Below are 17,219 nucleotides of genomic sequence, written 5' to 3'. Positions count from 1 at the left end.
GCCATGAATAAACGTCACGCCCTCCTCCTGACCGCCGCACTCGGCATGGCCGCCGCGCAGACCACCACCACTCCTCCCGCCGCCTCTCCCGCCGCTTCCACACAGGCCGCCACCATTGCCCCTGACCCGCAACTCTCGAAAGCCAGCGTGACTGTGAATGTGGGCGTGTACTCCGGGCCGCTGTCCAGCCTGCTCGCGGCCCTCGCCAAAGCCGCCGGATACGAAGTCATTTTTGATGCCAACGTGGACAGCCTGAACGCGGCTGCGAATCTGGCCGCCGCGCCTGCCGCCGGAGTGGCTGCCATTCCCGCGACCCCGGCTTCCGGCGCGGCCACTGGTAGCACCGCCCGCCCACTGGTGCTGTCCTTTACCGACAAGCCCTTCAACGAAGTCTGGCCCCTGCTGATGGACGTGTACGGCCTGAGCTACCAGACCCTACCCCTCGGCGGCAAAACACTGCTGCGCGTGGGCAATACGCCCCCCACCGTGCAGCGCATCTACACGGCACGCGGCACACAGGCCGACGTGTTGGCGCTCCTGACGGCGCAGTACCCCACACTCCGGGTCTCGGCAGTGGGCCAAACCGGACAACTGGTACTCAGCGGCCCGCAGACCCAGATCGAGTCGGCGCTGGCGTTGCTGGCCCAAGTTGACCGTCCTGTCATCAGCTCTGTCGATACCTCACCCGCCGTGCAGCGCGTATACACCGTGAACGGGCAGCAGGCCGACGTGCTGGCACTGCTGACGGCCCAGTTCCCCACCCTGAAAGTGACGGGGGTAGGCCAAACCGGACAACTGGTACTGAGTGGACAGCAGAGCCAACTGGACGCCGCAACCGCCCTGCTGGCGCAAGTTGACCGCGCCCCGACTCCGGTGCCCACCGCCGAAGTCAGCCCAACCGTGCAGCGCGTGTACTCCGTCAAGGGTCAGCAAGCCGATGTCAGCGCCCTGCTGACCACCCAGTTTCCGGCCTTGAAAGTCACGGGGGTGGGCCAAACCGGACAACTGGTGATCACTGGCCCTCAAGTGCAGTTGGAAGCAGCGTTGGCGTTGTTGGCCCAAGTAGACCGTCCTGCACCAGTGGCCGCCCTGACCACCCAGCGCGTGTTTACGCTGGCAAATGCCAAGGCCGAAGAGGTCAAGGGCGTGTTGGAAAATACGCTGGCCGCGAGCAGCAGTGCCAACAGCAATGTTCAGACTGCTGCCGGAGGCGCGGCGGGCAGCGGCGGCATCGTGACCGGGGTCAATGTGGGCGGCACGCCTGCGGCCCAACCCACTGCGGCGCAGCCCGCCGCGACCCAGACACCTGCCAACGCCCTCGGCAGTCTGCTGGGGCAGGCCGGCAGCACCGCTGGTTCAGAACAGGTCAGCCCCGCCACCATCATTGCCGACAAGCGCACCAACACCCTGATCGTGCGCGGCACGGCGCAGCAGGTCGCGCAAGTGGCCGAATTGATCCCCACCCTCGATGTGCGCGTCCCCCAGATCAATCTTCAGGTTCGCATCAACGAAATTACCGAAACGGGCCTGCGAACCCTCGGCGTAGGCTACAAGGCCTCGCTGGGCGGCTTCAACGTGTCGCTCACCAACGGGCAACTCGCCGCGTCCTTCGATCCTCTGCGGGCCTTCACGGGCTTTAACCTCGGCGCAACACTGGACAGCCTAGAGCAGCAGGGCATGACCAAGCGCGTGTACGACGGCACCGTGATGATGCAGAGCGGCCAGACCAACGGCAGCGGCGCGGGCGGCGGTACCTTCCGCTGCGGCAGCCCCGACGACCAGAGCAACATCGCGGCGGCCTCGCTGCAATCGGGCGGACGCCTCGACATCAACATTCCCGGCTCAGGCGGCAGCGCTCCTGTGGTTCGCACCATTCCCTACGGCGTCAACATGTACTTCCTTGACCCCAGCGTGAATGCCGACGGCACCGTCAGCGTACGTCTGTGCGGTCAGGTGAACCAACCCCGCACCGCCATTACCAATACGCTGCCCAACCTGCTGGACTTTGCCAACAGCAGCGCCCAGACGGTGGTCAGCTTCAAAAACGGCGAAACGTTGCTCCTCAGCGGCCTGCTGGGTTCCAACGAAGTGTCTACGCGCAAAGGCCTGCCCTACGTCAGCAGCATTCCGGTCATCGGCGCACTCCTCGGCGGCAGCGAGAACGTGACCAAAGACAGCACGCAGCTCTTGGTCATCGTGACCGGAACTGTCGTCAAGTAAATCTCCTCACCTCCTCTGCCCGGACGCCTTCCCAGTTGTGGGGGCGTCCGAGTTCGTTTGGCTGGGTTGATCTGCTGGGGTTTGTTTGGCTGTGTGTGCTTGGCTGGGTTTGTTTGATCATGGCCGCTGTCCCGTCTTCACGTGGGCGCTAAAGTCGGAGGTATGAGGTATTTGACCGCCGGAGAGTCGCACGGGCCGCAATTGACGGCCATCATCGAGGGGTTGCCGTCGCAACTGCCGCTGGGCAAGGCCGACATAGACCCTTGGCTCCGCAAGCGGCAGGGCGGCTATGGGCGCGGGCGGCGCATGGTCATCGAAACCGACGAGGCCGAGATTCTGAGCGGCGTGCGGGCCGGACGAACGACAGGTGCGCCCATCACGCTGGTGATTGCCAACAAGGATCACCGCAACTGGACGGAAATTATGTCGCCGGAACCGGGCGGAGAGCCGCGCAAGAAGGCCCTGACCGACGCCCGCCCCGGACACGCTGACCTGACCGGAGGCATCAAATACCGTCATAAAGACCTGCGCGACGTGCTGGAACGGGCGTCGGCACGGGAAACGGCGGCGCGGGTGGCGGTGGGTTCGGTAGCCCTCAAACTGTTATCGGAACTGGGCGTGCAGGGCGCAAATTACGTGTCCAGTTTGGCCGGAATAGAAACGCGGCAGGGCTTCAGCTGGGACAACCTGGAGGCCATCGAAGAATCCGACCTGCGTACCCCCGACGCCGACGCCGCCGCCCAAATGCGCGAACGGATCGATCAGGCCAAGAAAGACGGCGACACGTTGGGCGGCATTCTGGAGGTGCGCTTCCGGGGTCTTCCGGTGGGCCTCGGCAGCTACGTGCATTGGGATCGCAAACTGGATGGCCGCATCGCGCAGGCCTGCCTGAGCTTGCAAGCCATGAAAGGTGTGGAAATCGGGCCTGCCTTCGAGAACGCCCGCAAGCCCGGCAGCGGTGTTCACGACGCCGTGTATTACCGGGACGGCACCTACGCCCGCGATACCAACGGTGCGGGCGGCCTGGAAGCGGGGATGACCAACGGCGAAGAACTGGTGATTCGGGTCGCCATGAAACCGATTGCCACGCTGATGAAGCCGCTGCCCACCGTGAACGTGGTGTCTCATGAGGCCAGCGACGCGGCGCGGGAACGCAGCGACACCACCGCCGTACCCGCCGCCGGAGTGATCCTCCAGACCATCATCGGCTGGGTCATCGCCGACGCCATTCTGGAAAAATTCGGCGGCGATACCCTGCCCGAATTGCAGGAGCGCGTGGCCGCCGCACACGCCTTTTCGCGGGATTTCTAGGCTGTGCTGGCAGGCGTTTCGGCGGAACAGATAGAGGCGGGGCTGCACGCCTACTTGCAGGAGCCACCCGAAGACCCGGACTGGGCAGAAGGGGGCCATAGTGTTGATTCGGGCGGGCCAGACCGTGCCGCCGTCACGCCGGGGCGGGGCCAGTCTCGTACACTGTCCTCCATGACCGTCCCGCCCGATTCCATGTCGCCTCAAGTTGGGCCACCCCTGTTTGGGCCGCCTCAGCTTGGGCCGCCCATGTTCGGGATGCCTGAATATGGGTCACCCGATTCGGAATCAAGCCAAGCAGATCAACATGAGGCGGAGGCGAATGCGGGGGCCTCCCGGCCTGCTCCCAATTTCAGCATGGGCCTGATCGAGCGCCCGGTGAGCTGGGTGGCGCTGGCGGGCTTTATGGGCACCGGCAAAAGCCGCGTGGGCTGGGAACTGAGCCGCGCCCTCGCGCTGCACTTCGTAGACACCGACAAGCTGATTACGCGGGTGGTGGGCAAAACCATTCCCGAAGTGTTCGAGCAGGAAGGGGAAGCCTATTTCCGCGCCTGTGAGCAGGAAGTGGTGCGGCGCGTGTCCCGGCTGGATCACGCGGTGGTGAGCCTAGGGGGGGGCACCTTTATTCACGAGGAAAACCGCCGCACCCTGCTGGAACGCGGCCCGGTGGTGGTGTTGTGGGCCACCCCCGAAACCGTGTACCAGCGCACCAAACACAGTGACCGCCCCCTGCTGGCGACTGCCGATCCGTTGTCACGCATTCGCAGCCTGATGACCGAGCGCGAGCCGTCCTACCGTCAGGGCACTATTCACGTGCACAGCGACGGGCGGCCTTCCGAGGAAATCGTGGAAGAAGTGATCGAGCGATTGTGGGACTGGGCCGACGTGAACGCCGCGTGGGGCGAGGACAGCGACGGTGGAGAGGGGGAACGTGCAGCCGACTGAGACTCTTCATCTCCGGCAGGTTGAAGTGGGCGGAAACGTTCCTTACACCGTTGAAGTCGGCCCCGGCGTGCTGTCGCGTGCCCGTGTGGAGGCCCGTCAAATCGCCCTGATTCACGACGAAGCCGTGCCTCAAGTCTGGATAGATCGGCTCTCGGCGGCGCTCTCGCCTGCCTTGCTGCTGACCATTCCTGTGCCGCAAGGCGAGGCCTGCAAAACGTTGGAGGTCTTGGCGGGCGTGTTGTCCAAACTGGCGGCGGCCAACTTGCCCCGCGACGGCGCGGTGGTGGGCTTGGGCGGCGGCGCGGCAACCGATTTGGCAGGCTTCGCGGCGGCCAGCTACTTGCGCGGCGTGGCGTTTTATACGGCCCCCACCACGTTGCTGGGCATGGTCGACGCGGCGGTGGGTGGCAAAACGGGTGTGAATCTGCCCGAAGGCAAAAACTTGGTGGGCGCATTTCATCCTCCCCGCGCCGTGTGGTGCGACACCGACACCCTGACCACCCTGCCGCCCGCCGTGTTCCGAGAAGGAGCCGCTGAAGCCTACAAACACGGCCTGATCTCTGATCCCAGCCTGATAGACCGAGTGTTAGCGCCCGATTTTGTGCCGGGGTCAGCCACGTTTACCGACACCTTGGCCGACGCTATTGCTGTGAAAGCAGGCGTGGTGACCCGCGATCTGCTAGAGGCAGGCGAACGGGCCTACCTGAACTTCGGGCATACGCTGGCGCACGCGCTGGAAGCCGTGACCCAGCACGCCGTGCCACACGGAGACGCGGTGGGCTACGGGATGCACTATGCGGCGCTGCTGTCGAAGGCACAGGGCGGCGAAGATTTGACGGAATACACCCGCGCTTTTTTGCGGTGGCAACAGCCCGCGCCCCTTCCGACTCTCACGTATGACGATGTGCAGCCGTACATGGCCCGCGACAAAAAAGCCGACGCGGAAGGCGTGCGCTTCGTGCTGCTCCACGCGCTGGCCCGCCCGTACCTGACCCGCGTGCCGGACGCCGTGCTGCGCGAGCAATTTGGGGTGTGGCAAGTGGAGATTTGGGGGGGAGGCTGGCTCGGAGCCGTGGACTATACGCCCTGAAGACCACTCCCAAAGTCTGACCAGAACGCCTTGCCCACCGATTTCACAGCTCAGAGTTTACGGCCCAGAATTTATGGCGCAGAGTTTATGGCGCAGAGCCTCAAGAATCGCCCCACCCCTTCCCGGAGGTTTTCCCTTGCTGCTGATCATCAACGGCCCCAACCTGAACCGCCTCGGCCTGCGTGAACCGGGCGTGTACGGCCTGCAAACCATAGAAGACCTAGAGCGGCAATGCGAAACGTGGGGCGCGGAGTTGGGCGAACCCGTGACGTGCCGTCAGAGCAACTTTGAGGGCCAGATTCTGGAATGGGTGCACGAGGCGCAGGAACAGGGATTTGGCGGCATCGTCATTAATCCGGGGGCGCTGACGCACTACAGCTACGCCCTGCGCGACGCGATTGCCAGCCAACCGCTGCCTGTGGTGGAAGTGCATATCAGCAACGTGGACGCCCGCGAGGAATTCCGGCACACCTCCGTGACTGCCGCTGTCTGCCGGGGCAAAATCAGCGGCTTAGGCTTCGTGGGCTACCGCCTAGCGATGGAGTATCTGACGGAATTGGAAGGCTAGAGCTTACGGCTGCCGCGCCCGCAACAACTCGCCCACTGGCACTGGCAAAGTGACCGTGCTGGTGCGTTCTTCCTCTGCGGGCATCTCCAAACGCACGCGGCATTCTTGCGGGCTGGCTTCCACGATGAACACCGAACGCCATTCCCACGACGGCTGAGGCTGGAGGGGATCGGTGTCTGTGCCTAGCACCACCTCTGGCAAGAGGCACCACCACCGCCCGTTGAGAGTCATCAGGCCGCGTTCGTGTAGCAGAGCAACGGCAGTAGCGTTGGCCTGTGCTTCACCCAGCGGCGTGCCGATCAACGTGACAGGAATGACCTGTTCTCCAGCGGACATGAGGTAGCCGACGAGTTCGTCATCGTCTGTATCGTCGTTTGGGCGACGGCATTCTTGCCACGTGGGAGGAATCATGGGGGCAGCGTAGCAGGGCAAGAGAAAGGGCGGCATGGCGCAAGTGGCCTACCGCCCCCTTCTGTTGTGCTGCCAATATCCGGTCAGTTCAGCGCCACTTTGCCCTGAAACACTGCTTGCAAATTGGTCACGATCAGCTTGCCGCGCAGCACGAACTGCACGTTGGTCTGGTCTCCGGGCAGCAAGTCAGCGTCGGCTCCATCGGCCAGCGGGCCAAAAGCACTGAGTACCGCTTTGCCGTTGTGCTGGGCACTGGCGCTTAGCGTCCCGGTGACTTTGGAGAATGGATTGCTGGCCCTGAGTTCGGTGTCGCTGAACACCACGTTGGTCAGGTCGCGCAGTTTCAGGTCGGCGCTGGCCGTGTTGCCCGGCACACTGACACTGGCGCTCAGGTCGGCTCGGGTAGGTGTAAAGGCAAAGGTGGCGGGCGTGCAGCGGTTGGCCGTGCTGCCGCTGATGCTGGAAGTCATGGAGGCACTGGCGCGGCGGCTGCGTGTCAGGTAAGTGGCCTCGGTGCTGGTAGTCACGCCCGTTGCCGTCCAAGCGTGGCTAAATTTCAATTGGGCGGGCGGATTGGCTTCGCGCCCTGCCCACGCCGTCAGAGTGAGGGCGTCGGGGCCAGAAATGCCGATGCAAGCGCCGGGAGTCATAGTCATCTGGGCGGCGGCCCGCTTCACCGCGCCTCTGGTCAGGGTTACGCGGGCGTTGGTGGGCACTTCTACCCGCATCGCCACGCCCGTCAGGGTGCCACTGTCGTCAATTAGCACCGTTTTACTGCCGCCCACTTCCCATTCGGCGGTCAGGGTGATGGCCGTGCCAGCCGACATCAACACGTAGCCGTCCGCAGGCTGGGCGCTGGTTTTGGTCAACTGGCCTTGTGCGCCCACCATCCAAGTGCCGCGTGGCAACAGCGTGGTGGTGGCGGTCAAGTTACCCAAGCCAGAGCGGGAACGGGCGGTGAGCATCGCCTTGATCTGATTGCCCAACTGCGCGGGGCTTTGAACTTTCAGAGATTGCATTTGCACCGGCTGGCCCATCATCACGCCACCCAAACCTTCCAGCACGGCGGCCAAATCGGGGTCGAAGTCAGCGCTGGCCGGGTTCAGCATTTCGCTGAAGGTGTTGGCGGCTTGCTGGGTCACCGCTGGCAGGGTCTGAATCTCGGTGGCCTGACCCACCACAGGCGCGGCGGGCTGGGTAATCACCTCGGGCTGAGGCTGCGGGAGCGGCGTGACGATAGGATCGGGATTGCAGGCAGACAGAGCGAGCGACAAACCGAGGAGCGCGGCCAGCGACTGAATTTTGGGCATGGTCTGGTTGTATCAGGCAAATGGAGAGTTGTCGCGCAGATGTGACCAGAGGCCGTTCCGCACCGCCGCTCCCCTTGCCCCCGCCTCCCCATCTCTGGTACATTGGCGTTTAGTGTCTCGCGCTTGGTAGAGCCGAGATAACCGGGAGGCTCCCGGACGCGCACGACCCTTTTCCCCCAGACGAGGCGGGGCGCGCTCACAGCCACGGTGCAAGACCCGCCAGATGCCAGCGTTGTTGGCAGACCGCAGGAACTCTGCGCCACCAAATCCCACTTTTTTTACGGAGCAAAACGGTGAAAACCTACACCCCCAAAAACGACGAGCAAAACTGGATCGTAGTCGACGCCACGGGCATTCCCTTGGGTCGCCTCGCCACCTTGATTGCCAGCCGCATTCGTGGCAAGCACCGCCCCGACTTCACGCCCAACATGATTCAGGGCGACTACGTCGTTGTCCTGAACGCCTCGTTGGTGGCCCTCACCGGCAACAAGATGGACGGCAAGGTCTACACCCGTTACTCCGGCTACCAAGGTGGCCTGAAGACCGAAACCGCCCGTGAAGCCATCGCCAAGCACCCTGAGCGCGTCATCGAGCACGCCGTGTTCGGCATGTTGCCCAAGGGCCGTCAGGGCCGCCAGATGCACGGACACCTGAAGGTGTACCCCGGTTCCGCCCACCCCCACGCCGCGCAAAAGCCCCAGAAGCTTGAGGTCAGATAATCATGGCGATTCAACAAGTTGAGCAGTTTTATGGCACGGGCCGCCGCAAGACCGCCGTTGCCCGCGTGTTCCTCCGCCCCGGCGAAGGCAAAATCATCGTCAACGGCAAAGAGTTTCAGACCTACTTCCGTGGTCTGCTGCGTGCCGTTCACGCCCTGCAAGCCTTCCGCGAAACCGGAACTGCTGGCCGCTACGACGCCGTCATTACGGTGGCAGGCGGTGGCCCTACCGGTCAGGCCGACGCCATCAAGCTCGGCATTGCCCGCGCCCTACTGAAGGTCAACCCTGACTTCCGCGCGATGATGAAACCCAAAGGCCTCCTGACCCGCGATCCCCGCGAAGTCGAGCGCAAGAAGTACGGCCTCAAGAAGGCCCGCCGCGCTCCTCAGTTCAGCAAGCGCTGAATTCAGAACTACAAAGCATCCCCTGCCGTTTGGTGGGGGATTTTTTTGGTTTGGCTGGAGCGCGGGCGGTCTAAGGGTCTAGGGTCAAAGAGTCTAAGAGAGGCAACTGCTGGCGCTCACTCCCCGATCCACACTCGCCCGCGCTCCAGCCAATACACTGCTCCGCCTGCCCGGAGTGGGGTGATTCGGTGGGGCCGACTGCTCAGCCACGCGCCGCCGTCATCCGGCAAGTCTTCGGCCAGCAACGGGTATTCGTCCAAGCTCTCGCGCCAGTTCAGGGCAGAAAGATTGGCGTGCAGGGCGGGCGTGAGGCCCAACGCATTCGGCAAAGGCTTGGATTCTTCGAGTACCGGATGGAGGGCGCGGTAATACTTGGCCTGCTCCCCCGTTGCCAGCACCACCTGAGACTCCATGAAGTTCGGCCAACCGACCCACACGGCCAGATACTCCGGCGGCTGATGAGCAAAGGCTTCGGCCCAAGCTGCCCGGACATCCAGCATGGCAGCCAGCATTTGGCGGCGCAAACGGGCGGGCGGGGTGCGGCGATCAAGGCGATACCAAGGGTCGAGCGTGAGCTTGGCGTAGTCGCACCCGTAGGCTTCCAGGTGATTCAGGTCAGGCATTCGGTGCGCCTGCCGCCACGCTTCCACCCGCGCCGCCTGACGTTTGCCGCCGCGCACTTTCTTTTTGTTGCTCAGCTTCTTACTAAACAATTCCACGCTTACTTCACGCCTTCCAGTAGGGCTTCCGGCACGACTTGCACGGTGCTGCCGTCTGCGCCCACCACCCGCACGCGGCTTCCGGCGGGGGCGTCCGGCCCAGTGGCCCGCCAATCGCTGTCGCCCACGCGCACGCGGCCTATGCCGTTTTCTATGGCAGTGGTCACGGTCACGGTGCGGCCCGTAAAGCGGTGTGCGCCCAAATTCAGGTTGTCGCCCTCCTCGCCGCCCACAGGCAAGCGGCCCACGTAGCGCCTGCCCAGCAGCACAGCGGCCAAGCTAAATCCCCCGAACAGCAGCAGTTGCAGCACCACCGGCATAGGAAGCACGAACACGATGAGTCCGACGCTAAAGGCCGAGAGCGCCAGCCACACGAAAAACACGCCGGGGGCCGCGACTTCCAGAATCAGGAGGATAGACCCCAGCACCCACCAGTGCCAAGGTTGCACCCGCTCCAGCGTGGGCAGCCAGTCCATCATGGCCCTAGCCTCGGCCCTTGCCCGCGCCGCCGAAGGCTTCCTTGGCAATCTCGGCGATGCCCTGCAAACTCCCCAATACGGCGGTGGCTTCGATGGGCAGAATAAGGGTCTTCTGGTTGGGAGCAATGGCGATTTCCTTCAGGGCGTCCACGTAGCGCTGGGCGATGAAGTAGTTGACGGCCTGCACGCTGCCGCCCGCGATGGCGTCGCTGACCACGCGGGTGGCCTCGGCCTCGGCCTGCGCCTGCCGCTCGCGGGCCTCGGCTTCCAAAAAGGCGGCTTGGCGGCGGCCCTCGGCGTTCAGAATCTCGGCCTGCTTTTCACCCTCGGCCTTCAGGATGGCGGCCTGCCGGAAGCCCTCGGCGTCCAGAATATTGGCCCGCTTTTCGCGCTCGGCCTTCATCTGGCGGGCCATGCTTGCTACCAAATCGGCAGGCGGTTTAATGTCTTTGACCTCGATTCGTGTGACTTTCACTCCCCACGGCTCAGTGGCCTCATCGACAACCATCAGCAAGCGGGCATTGATCTGATCTCGGTTAGACAAGAGTTCATCTAAGTCCATGCTGCCCATCACAGTCCGAATGTTGGTCATGGTGAGGTTCAGGGTGGCCTGCTCTAGATTGCGAACCTCATAGCTTGCTTTGGCGGAGTCCAGTACTTGATAGAACACCACGCCGTCTACCGTGACCAGCGCGTTGTCTTTGGTAATGATCTCCTGACTAGGAACGTCCATGACCTGTTCCATCATGTTCACGCGGCGGCCTATGCGGTCAATATACGGAATGATGATGTTCAGCCCCGGTTTGAGGGCACGCTGGAACTTGCCGAAGCGTTCCTGAGTCCATTCGTAGCCTTGCGGCACGCTCTTGATGCCCGACAATAGGGTGACGAACACGAGTAAAAGCAACACCACCACAAAAATTGTAAATCCCATGCTAGAGGTACGCGGCGAGAAGGGCGGAAGTTCCCGGTTGGCGTGGGGCTAGACTGGCCGAGATGACGGCAGAGACGGCGGCGGGCGCACAAGCAGAAATACATTTCCGGCCCCTGATAGACCTGCGCGGCGTGCGCGTGGTGGCGAGCGGGCGCACTCTACTGGACGGCGTAACGCTGACGCTGAAGCGGGGCGAGGCGTTGCGACTGGCGGGGCCGAACGGGGGCGGGAAAACGTCGCTGCTGCGGCTGTTGGCGGGTGAATTGGCTCCGGCAGCGGGGGAACGGCTGTATCATTTTAAGAGCCAGCACCTGAATGGGCAGACCCAGCGCCACGCCGTCCATGCCCGCCGTACCTTGAGCGTGGTGGGGCCGGACGCCGAAGCCTTCTACCTGACCCGCGAGTGGGAACAGACCGTGCAGGACGTACTGCTGGCCGGATTTGAAGGAGACACGCTGCGGCTGTGGGAACCCACGCCGGAAGCGTTGGCAAGGCTGGCCGAAGTAGTGGCCCTGACCGAGTTAGAGCCGTTGCTAGAGCGAGATTTCCGGATGCTGAGTCATGGGCAGCGGCGGCGGGTGGTACTGGCCCGCGCCCTGATGCCCCGCCCCGAAGCCCTGCTGCTGGATGAATTCACGGACGGCCTGAGCGCGGGCGCACGCTATACGCTAGGGCGCGTGCTGGAGCGGGTCTATGCGTCGGGCGTGGCCGTCGTCCTCGCCACCCACCGCCCCGAAGAAGCCCCCGATTTGCCTTGGCGCACTGTCCGGGTTGATGGTGGACGGGTTTTGCATGAGGATGCATCCGCAGTTCTGGCCCCCAAAACACCCATTTCCCTGCCCCTTCCCCCCGGCAGCGGTGACCTGATCCGGCTGCGGAATGTGACCGTGTACCGCAACGGACACGCCGCGCTGGGGCGGCTGGACTGGACGTGGCAGGCGGGACAACACTGGCTGGTCACAGGCGAGAACGGCAGCGGCAAAAGCACGCTGGCACGGCTGATTGCGGGAGAGTTGAATGCGGCGTTGGGCGGAACGGTCGAACGCCCGTATTTGCAAGCTTTAGGCAAACGCGACCTCCTCAGCACACGCCGCCGCACTATCGGCCTGATTGGGGCAGAGGTGGGCATCCGCCAGCGCCGAGACTGGACAGGAGCCGACATCTTGGCGAGCGCGTGGGACGGCACCGAGGGCTTCGCACCCACACCGACGCCCGCGCAGGCCGAAGCTGTGCAACACCTCGCCGCCCGCCTGCACCTGCAAGACCTGTTGCCCCGCACCGCCGACACGCTTTCGCAGGGGCAGTTGCGCCGCCTGCTGCTGGCCCGCGCCGTGCTGCACGCGCCCAAGCTCTTGATTCTGGATGAAGGGCTGGATTTTTTGGATACGGCGCACCGAGAACGGTTTCTAGCACTGCTGCCCGAATTGGCTGAGGCTGGCACGCACCTGATGGTCATTGCCCACCGAGAGAGTGACGCGCCGGGGGGGATGACGCATCATTTGCATTTGGAAGGGCGTCTAAAGGTCTAGGGTCAAAGGGTCTAAGAACAGAGGCCCACTTCCTGATACTTGCTTGGGTTGGCAATGCTGAGAGGCTTTGGCAGAACAACCCCCCCCGTTGCTGACGCAACGCCCCCCTTAAAGGTGGGGAGAAAAGATTTTGCGCTCCCCTCAAGGGGGGCTGGCTGCGGAGCAGGCTGGGGGGGTTGCCCGGAATCGTTAACTCTAGTTGCTTGCCAAACCCAACAAGTATCAGAGGTTGCCGACTCGCACAGGGATTAACAAGAGTCCCACTTACTGCCCCTCTACCCGCTCCGCCAACCCGTTCAAATACTCCGCCAATGCCAGATGATTCGGCACTTGCTGATGCGCGTGCTGGGCCAACAGGGGCAGCGTGCCCACCTGCACGGCGTGTCCGGCCACTTCCAGCATCGCTTCGTCGTTGTCGCTGTCGCCAAAGGCAATCGTGCGCTCCAGCGGCACGTTCAGCGCCTGCGCGATCAGGGTCAGGGCCGCACCCTTATGTGCCCCGTCAGGCGTGACGGTCAGAAAGTGAGGATAGGGCGGCTGCGCTCCGGTCAGCACCAGATGGGGATGAGACTGGCGCAGGCGGCCCGCCAAAGCCGCCACGTCCAGATGGTAGAACCCCACTTTCAGAATGTCGTCGTGTGGCGCTTCCGAGAGCGGTTTGTGCGTGCGGAGGAGCATCCACGGCTCTGGTTGCACACCTTCCGGAATATCGAAATAGATGCAGTCGGCGGCAAACAGCACGATGCGGGCGTCATCCAGTTCATGCGCCAACACCGCTTCCAAATCCCCCGGCCCGAAGCGCGACTCCTGATGCAGCGTGCCGCCGATTTCGATACGTCCGCCGTTGTTGGTGGCAACGGCATCGGGCTGCACAGCCTCGCGCACGGCATCGGGGGGCAGGTCGCGGCCTGTGATGATGGCGACTTGCACGCCCAACGCCTTCAGGCGGGCCAAGGCCTCAGCCGTCGCCACCGGAATATCCCGCGCTCCATCGGCAATGAGCGTGCCGTCCAGATCGAAGGCCACCAGCAGGGGCAGCGTGGCGGGAGGCTGACGGGAAAAGTCATCGGTGGGCGGGCGGCGAGTCACGTTGGCTAGGGTAGCAGGCCAAATGCCGGGGGAAAGTCAGCCTGAAGCGTTGGCCTAGGCTTTGGTTAGAACATTGGTCAAAAGAGTTGTTTGTTTTGACCGAACGAAGGGAGTGAATTGCAGCGAGCAGTTACGAGAATGGAAGCGTCAGGAGTCTTTGTCTGATGCCGTAGTGCGGACAACTGCTCTAGCCTTCCGCCTTGTCCAGCGCCCCATAAATCAGCACTTCGCCCACAAAGAACGCCCCCACGATCCAGCCGCGCAGGTGTGAAATGCCCAAAGCATCAGCAAACAGGGCCAACGCGCCGCAGGCCAGCGCCCACAACACCAACCAAGGGAAGGACTTTTTACGGAAGATTGATTTGGAAGAAGAGGTCACGCCGGGGAGCATAGCAGTGAACTGACCGGGCATCAAGCAGAGTTGCGGCGGCGGGTCATCCTTGATACGTCAGCCCATCACAATCAGAGAAACCTCGATACCCAGCGGAGAAAGCTGCATCATCAAGCCCTGGCCTGCCCTCCCCATCTGCCTCTTGTCTGACTGCCGAGTGATGCATTTTTTTTCGTCCGCTATCCTGAGGCATCTAGTCACAGCGAGGGAAACCTCACTAGAGGAGGCGGGAACATGAAGTACGAGCCGGGAGACAGGTTCTTTGACGAGATGTTCACGCCAGATGGACAGGTTCGCCCGCACTATCAGGGCGTCGAGGAATACATCAGTGATCTAGGGGTGGCCGAGTTCGAGCGGCGTCACCGCCTGCTGGATTTGGCGTTTCGCAATCAGGGCATCACCTTTACTGTGTACGGCGATTCTCAGGGCACCGAGCGCACCTTTCCCTTTGATCCCGTGCCGCGCATCATTCCGGCGGGCGAGTGGTCACACGTAGAAGCAGGCCTGACGCAACGGGTGAAGGCGCTGAATGCCTTCCTGCGCGACATCTACGGCGACGCACAAATTCTGGGCGACGGCGTGATGCCCGCCGAACTGGTGTATACCTCGGCCCACTTCCGGCGCGAGGTTCACGGCGTACAGGTGCCGCAGGGCATTTACACCCACATCGTCGGTACCGACCTGATCCGCAACGAACAGGGCGAATATTTGGTGCTGGAAGACAATTTGCGCTCGCCCAGCGGCGTGTCGTATCTGCTCGCCAACCGGCAGGCCATGACCCGGATTTACCCCGGCATGTTCGAGGCACAGGGCGTGCGGCCCGTGCAGCACTACGCCACCGCGCTGCTGGAAGTGTTGCAGTCGGTGAGCCCCCGCGACAACGGCACGGTGGTGGTGCTGACTCCCGGCATGTACAACAGCGCGTATTTCGAGCACGCCTACTTGGCCCAGCAGATGGGCGTGGAACTCGTGGAAGGCCGAGACCTGTTCGTAGACGCGGGCCGGGTCTGGATGCGCTCTACGGGCGGGCGCAAGCAAGTCGACGTGATCTACCGCCGTATCGACGACGATTTCCTTGATCCGCTGGCTTTCCGCCGCGACAGTTCTCTGGGTGTGGCCGGACTGGTGGAGGTGTACCGTCAGGGCCGCGTGGCTATTGCCAACGCCATCGGCACCGGCGTAGCCGACGACAAGGCCGTGTACGCCTACGTGCCCGACATGATCCGCTACTACCTGAACGAAACGCCGCTGCTGAACAATGTGCCCACCTACCTCGGCTGGAACGCCGACCACTTGGAATACATGCTCGCCAACGCCGGAGACTTGGTCTTCAAGGCGGTGGGCGAGGCAGGCGGCTACGGCATGTTGATCGGGCCGTATGCCACGCGCGACGAAATAGACGCCTACTTGGTGAAAGTGCGCCTAGAGCCGCGTGAATTCATCGCACAGCCCGTGGTAGGCCTCAGCCGCCATCCTACTTTTTACCCGGACGCCACCAAGTTCGAAGGCGCTCATATCGATCTACGGCCTTACGTGCTGTACGGCACCAAAGACGTGACCATCGTTCCCGGCGGCCTGACCCGTGTGGCCCTTCGGCGCGGCAGTCTGGTGGTCAACAGTTCTCAGGGCGGCGGCAGCAAAGACACGTGGGTGCTAGACCACGACGGCCCCGCCACACCGCAGGGCATGAGCCAAATCATGCACGGCGACGGCCAAACGACACAGAATCAGGCCCAGAGCCAGTTTCAGGGCGGCTTCGGAGCGGTTCCGGTGGGCGGCCAGAGCCAATCTCAGACCCAAAGTCAGGGGCAAACTCAGTCTCAGGGTCAAACACAGGCGCAGGGCCAAAGCCAGAGCCAAGCGCAACCCAACTTCAGTCAGGCCCGCGTACAGGCCAGCGAGGAAGCCCAGATCGAGGCGTATGGGCAAAGCCAGAGTCAGGGCCAAACACAGAGTCAGGCGCAGAAACGGACTTCTGGAGGCACGCTACCGCCGCCCGCACCCGAATCGCCGGGGCAGCATTCTTATCAGCAAGAACTGGAAAAAGACCAACTGGACGGCGACGAACCGGGCCAACCTCATGACCAGACCAAGGAAGGGGAACGCTGATGCTGTCTCGCCTAGCCGAAAACCTGTTCTGGATCGGGCGCTACGTGGAACGCGCCGAGAATACCGCCCGGTTGCTGAACGTCAACTATTACGCCACGTTGGAAATGGCAGGCCGCGCCCGCGAATACTGGATGCCGCTGCTGGAACTGACAGGCGGCGACGCCGATCTGCGGGCCAAATATGGCCGCGTGGATGCCCGCAGCATCAGCGCGTGGCTGGCCTTTGACCGCGACAATCCCGCCAGCATCGCCACGAGTGTGGCCCGCGCCCGCGAGAATGCGCGTGGTCTGCGTGACCGGATTCCCTCCGAGATGTGGGAGGCACTGAACACCACCTACCTGAAGCTGTGTTTTGAGAACGACTCGGTGTTAGACCGCGACGGCCTGTTCGAATACTGCGCCGCCGCCCGTGATGCCAGTCAGTTTTTCTTCGGGATCGCTTTTGCCACCCTGCCACGCGACGAGGGTTGGTCGTTTATGCGGGCGGGGCAAATGCTGGAGCGCGGCGACAATACCCTGCGCGTGCTGCAAAGCCGCTACCGGGGCATAGACGCCCGTCCAGTGGAAGACCCCGGCCAGCGGGCCATGCAGGATCAGCGCTGGGTGAGCGTGCTGAAGGGAGCCAGCGCCTACGAGGCCTACCGCAAGCGCGTTCATAGCGGTATAGACCCCCAGACCATCGGAGATTTCTTGCTGCTGGACGAGTTTTTTCCTCGCAGCGTGCGCTACAGCGCCGAGAATCTGGAAGCGGCCCTGATGCAGATCGAGCGTCACCATCCCGGCGCACATCCCGAAATTCCGCGCCTGTCGCGCTGGCTGGTGGCGAGGCTGCAATATGCCCGCGTGGCCGACATTCTGGATGAAGACAATCCTTCATTGGAGGAATTGTTGGGCGACTTCAACCGGGTGGGCGCGTCTATCACTGCGGCGTACTTTCAACAAGAATGAACGGAATGGCAACGGTAGGGCGGCCACTCCTCCAGATTGCTGCCCCC

Annotated in this window: 17 protein-coding genes; 10 read left to right on the top strand and 7 right to left on the bottom strand. The window is 63.1% G+C overall.

The features are described from left to right. Window positions 1-3: 3 nt before the first annotated feature. The 5 genes from SU48_RS03130 to aroQ all read left to right on the top strand — a co-directional run bounded on the left by SU48_RS03130 (window position 4) and on the right by aroQ (window position 6,131). A complete protein-coding gene (locus SU48_RS03130; RefSeq protein ID WP_064013983.1) occupies window positions 4-2,220 on the top strand; it encodes a type II secretion system protein GspD in 2,217 nt (738 codons plus the stop codon). A gap of 162 nt (window positions 2,221-2,382) precedes the next feature. Beyond that, window positions 2,383-3,531: a chorismate synthase gene (gene aroC, locus SU48_RS03125; RefSeq protein WP_064013982.1), complete on the top strand. Its 1,149-nt coding sequence runs from the start codon at window positions 2,383-2,385 to the stop codon at window positions 3,529-3,531. A gap of 171 nt (window positions 3,532-3,702) precedes the next feature. Next, window positions 3,703-4,473: a shikimate kinase gene (locus SU48_RS03120; RefSeq protein ID WP_407919265.1), complete on the top strand. Its 771-nt coding sequence runs from the start codon at window positions 3,703-3,705 to the stop codon at window positions 4,471-4,473. Further along, a complete protein-coding gene (aroB, locus tag SU48_RS03115) occupies window positions 4,460-5,563 on the top strand; it encodes a 3-dehydroquinate synthase (RefSeq protein WP_064013980.1) in 1,104 nt (367 codons plus the stop codon). The genes SU48_RS03120 and aroB overlap by 14 nt, the downstream gene beginning before the upstream one ends. A 136-nt stretch (window positions 5,564-5,699) precedes the next feature. Beyond that, the gene (aroQ, locus tag SU48_RS03110; RefSeq protein ID WP_019011128.1) at window positions 5,700-6,131 is read left to right on the top strand and encodes a type II 3-dehydroquinate dehydratase; all 432 of its coding nucleotides are present in this window, start codon (window positions 5,700-5,702) and stop codon (window positions 6,129-6,131) included. Window positions 6,132-6,134: 3 nt separating this feature from the next. On the opposite strand, the gene SU48_RS03105 is transcribed toward aroQ, so the two are convergent. Together SU48_RS03105 and SU48_RS03100 are read right to left on the bottom strand one after the other, a co-directional pair. Next, window positions 6,135-6,542 carry a hypothetical protein gene (locus tag SU48_RS03105; RefSeq protein ID WP_064013979.1) on the bottom strand — a complete coding sequence of 136 codons (408 nt, stop codon included), beginning with the start codon at window positions 6,540-6,542 and terminating at the stop codon, window positions 6,135-6,137. 83 nt (window positions 6,543-6,625) lie between these two features. Next, window positions 6,626-7,852 (bottom strand): hypothetical protein, encoded by a 1,227-nt coding sequence (locus SU48_RS03100; protein ID WP_064013978.1) that lies wholly within the window; start codon window positions 7,850-7,852, stop codon window positions 6,626-6,628. A 293-nt stretch (window positions 7,853-8,145) separates the two neighbouring features. On the opposite strand from SU48_RS03100, the gene rplM reads away from it, so the two are divergent. Beyond that, the gene (gene rplM, locus SU48_RS03095; protein ID WP_064013977.1) at window positions 8,146-8,571 is read left to right on the top strand and encodes a 50S ribosomal protein L13; all 426 of its coding nucleotides are present in this window, start codon (window positions 8,146-8,148) and stop codon (window positions 8,569-8,571) included. Between the two features lie 2 nt (window positions 8,572-8,573). After that, window positions 8,574-8,975: a 30S ribosomal protein S9 gene (gene rpsI / locus SU48_RS03090; RefSeq protein WP_019011124.1), complete on the top strand. Its 402-nt coding sequence runs from the start codon at window positions 8,574-8,576 to the stop codon at window positions 8,973-8,975. 116 nt (window positions 8,976-9,091) lie between these two features. On the opposite strand, the gene SU48_RS03085 is transcribed toward rpsI, so the two are convergent. The 3 genes from SU48_RS03085 to SU48_RS03075 are packed head-to-tail and all read right to left on the bottom strand — an operon-like array spanning window position 9,092 to window position 11,107. After that, on the bottom strand, window positions 9,092-9,694 hold the full coding sequence (locus SU48_RS03085; RefSeq protein ID WP_064013976.1) for a hypothetical protein: 603 nt from the start codon (window positions 9,692-9,694) through the stop codon (window positions 9,092-9,094). Between the two features lie 2 nt (window positions 9,695-9,696). Next, complete coding sequence (locus SU48_RS03080) at window positions 9,697-10,173, bottom strand: NfeD family protein (RefSeq protein WP_064013975.1); 477 nt, start codon at window positions 10,171-10,173, stop codon at window positions 9,697-9,699. 4 nt (window positions 10,174-10,177) lie between these two features. Then, window positions 10,178-11,107 carry an SPFH domain-containing protein gene (locus SU48_RS03075; RefSeq protein ID WP_064013974.1) on the bottom strand — a complete coding sequence of 310 codons (930 nt, stop codon included), beginning with the start codon at window positions 11,105-11,107 and terminating at the stop codon, window positions 10,178-10,180. Between the two features lie 62 nt (window positions 11,108-11,169). Between SU48_RS03075 and SU48_RS03070 the strand changes: the two genes are divergently transcribed. Continuing rightward, window positions 11,170-12,636 (top strand): ATP-binding cassette domain-containing protein, encoded by a 1,467-nt coding sequence (locus tag SU48_RS03070; RefSeq protein ID WP_064013973.1) that lies wholly within the window; start codon window positions 11,170-11,172, stop codon window positions 12,634-12,636. Window positions 12,637-12,900: 264 nt separating this feature from the next. Here the strand turns inward: SU48_RS03070 and SU48_RS03065 are convergent, their stop codons facing one another. Continuing rightward, a complete protein-coding gene (locus SU48_RS03065) occupies window positions 12,901-13,725 on the bottom strand; it encodes an HAD-IIB family hydrolase (RefSeq protein ID WP_064013972.1) in 825 nt (274 codons plus the stop codon). A gap of 187 nt (window positions 13,726-13,912) precedes the next feature. Then, on the bottom strand, window positions 13,913-14,104 hold the full coding sequence (locus SU48_RS03060; protein ID WP_157451065.1) for a hypothetical protein: 192 nt from the start codon (window positions 14,102-14,104) through the stop codon (window positions 13,913-13,915). A 246-nt stretch (window positions 14,105-14,350) separates the two neighbouring features. On the opposite strand from SU48_RS03060, the gene SU48_RS03055 reads away from it, so the two are divergent. Next, on the top strand, window positions 14,351-16,225 hold the full coding sequence (locus SU48_RS03055) for a circularly permuted type 2 ATP-grasp protein (RefSeq protein ID WP_064013970.1): 1,875 nt from the start codon (window positions 14,351-14,353) through the stop codon (window positions 16,223-16,225). Beyond that, window positions 16,225-17,172 carry an alpha-E domain-containing protein gene (locus tag SU48_RS03050; protein WP_064013969.1) on the top strand — a complete coding sequence of 316 codons (948 nt, stop codon included), beginning with the start codon at window positions 16,225-16,227 and terminating at the stop codon, window positions 17,170-17,172. The genes SU48_RS03055 and SU48_RS03050 overlap by 1 nt, the downstream gene beginning before the upstream one ends. Window positions 17,173-17,219: the final 47 nt, after the last annotated feature.

The sequence above is a fragment of the Deinococcus puniceus genome, assembly GCF_001644565.1.
GTDB lineage: Bacteria > Deinococcota > Deinococci > Deinococcales > Deinococcaceae > Deinococcus > Deinococcus puniceus.
This window is presented reverse-complemented; position numbering and strand designations above follow the sequence as displayed.

Coding starts and splice junctions, on each gene's coding strand:
- SU48_RS03105 (WP_064013979.1), bottom strand. CDS start 6,542: ATGATTCCTCCCACGTGGCAAGAATGCCGTCGCCCAAACGACGATACA.
- SU48_RS03075 (WP_064013974.1), bottom strand. CDS start 11,107: ATGGGATTTACAATTTTTGTGGTGGTGTTGCTTTTACTCGTGTTCGTC.
- SU48_RS03055 (WP_064013970.1), top strand. CDS start 14,351: ATGAAGTACGAGCCGGGAGACAGGTTCTTTGACGAGATGTTCACGCCA.
- aroC (WP_064013982.1), top strand. CDS start 2,383: ATGAGGTATTTGACCGCCGGAGAGTCGCACGGGCCGCAATTGACGGCC.
- SU48_RS03100 (WP_064013978.1), bottom strand. CDS start 7,852: ATGCCCAAAATTCAGTCGCTGGCCGCGCTCCTCGGTTTGTCGCTCGCT.
- SU48_RS03120 (WP_407919265.1), top strand. CDS start 3,703: ATGACCGTCCCGCCCGATTCCATGTCGCCTCAAGTTGGGCCACCCCTG.
- SU48_RS03130 (WP_064013983.1), top strand. CDS start 4: ATGAATAAACGTCACGCCCTCCTCCTGACCGCCGCACTCGGCATGGCC.
- SU48_RS03050 (WP_064013969.1), top strand. CDS start 16,225: ATGCTGTCTCGCCTAGCCGAAAACCTGTTCTGGATCGGGCGCTACGTG.
- SU48_RS03070 (WP_064013973.1), top strand. CDS start 11,170: ATGACGGCAGAGACGGCGGCGGGCGCACAAGCAGAAATACATTTCCGG.
- SU48_RS03080 (WP_064013975.1), bottom strand. CDS start 10,173: ATGATGGACTGGCTGCCCACGCTGGAGCGGGTGCAACCTTGGCACTGG.
- rpsI (WP_019011124.1), top strand. CDS start 8,574: ATGGCGATTCAACAAGTTGAGCAGTTTTATGGCACGGGCCGCCGCAAG.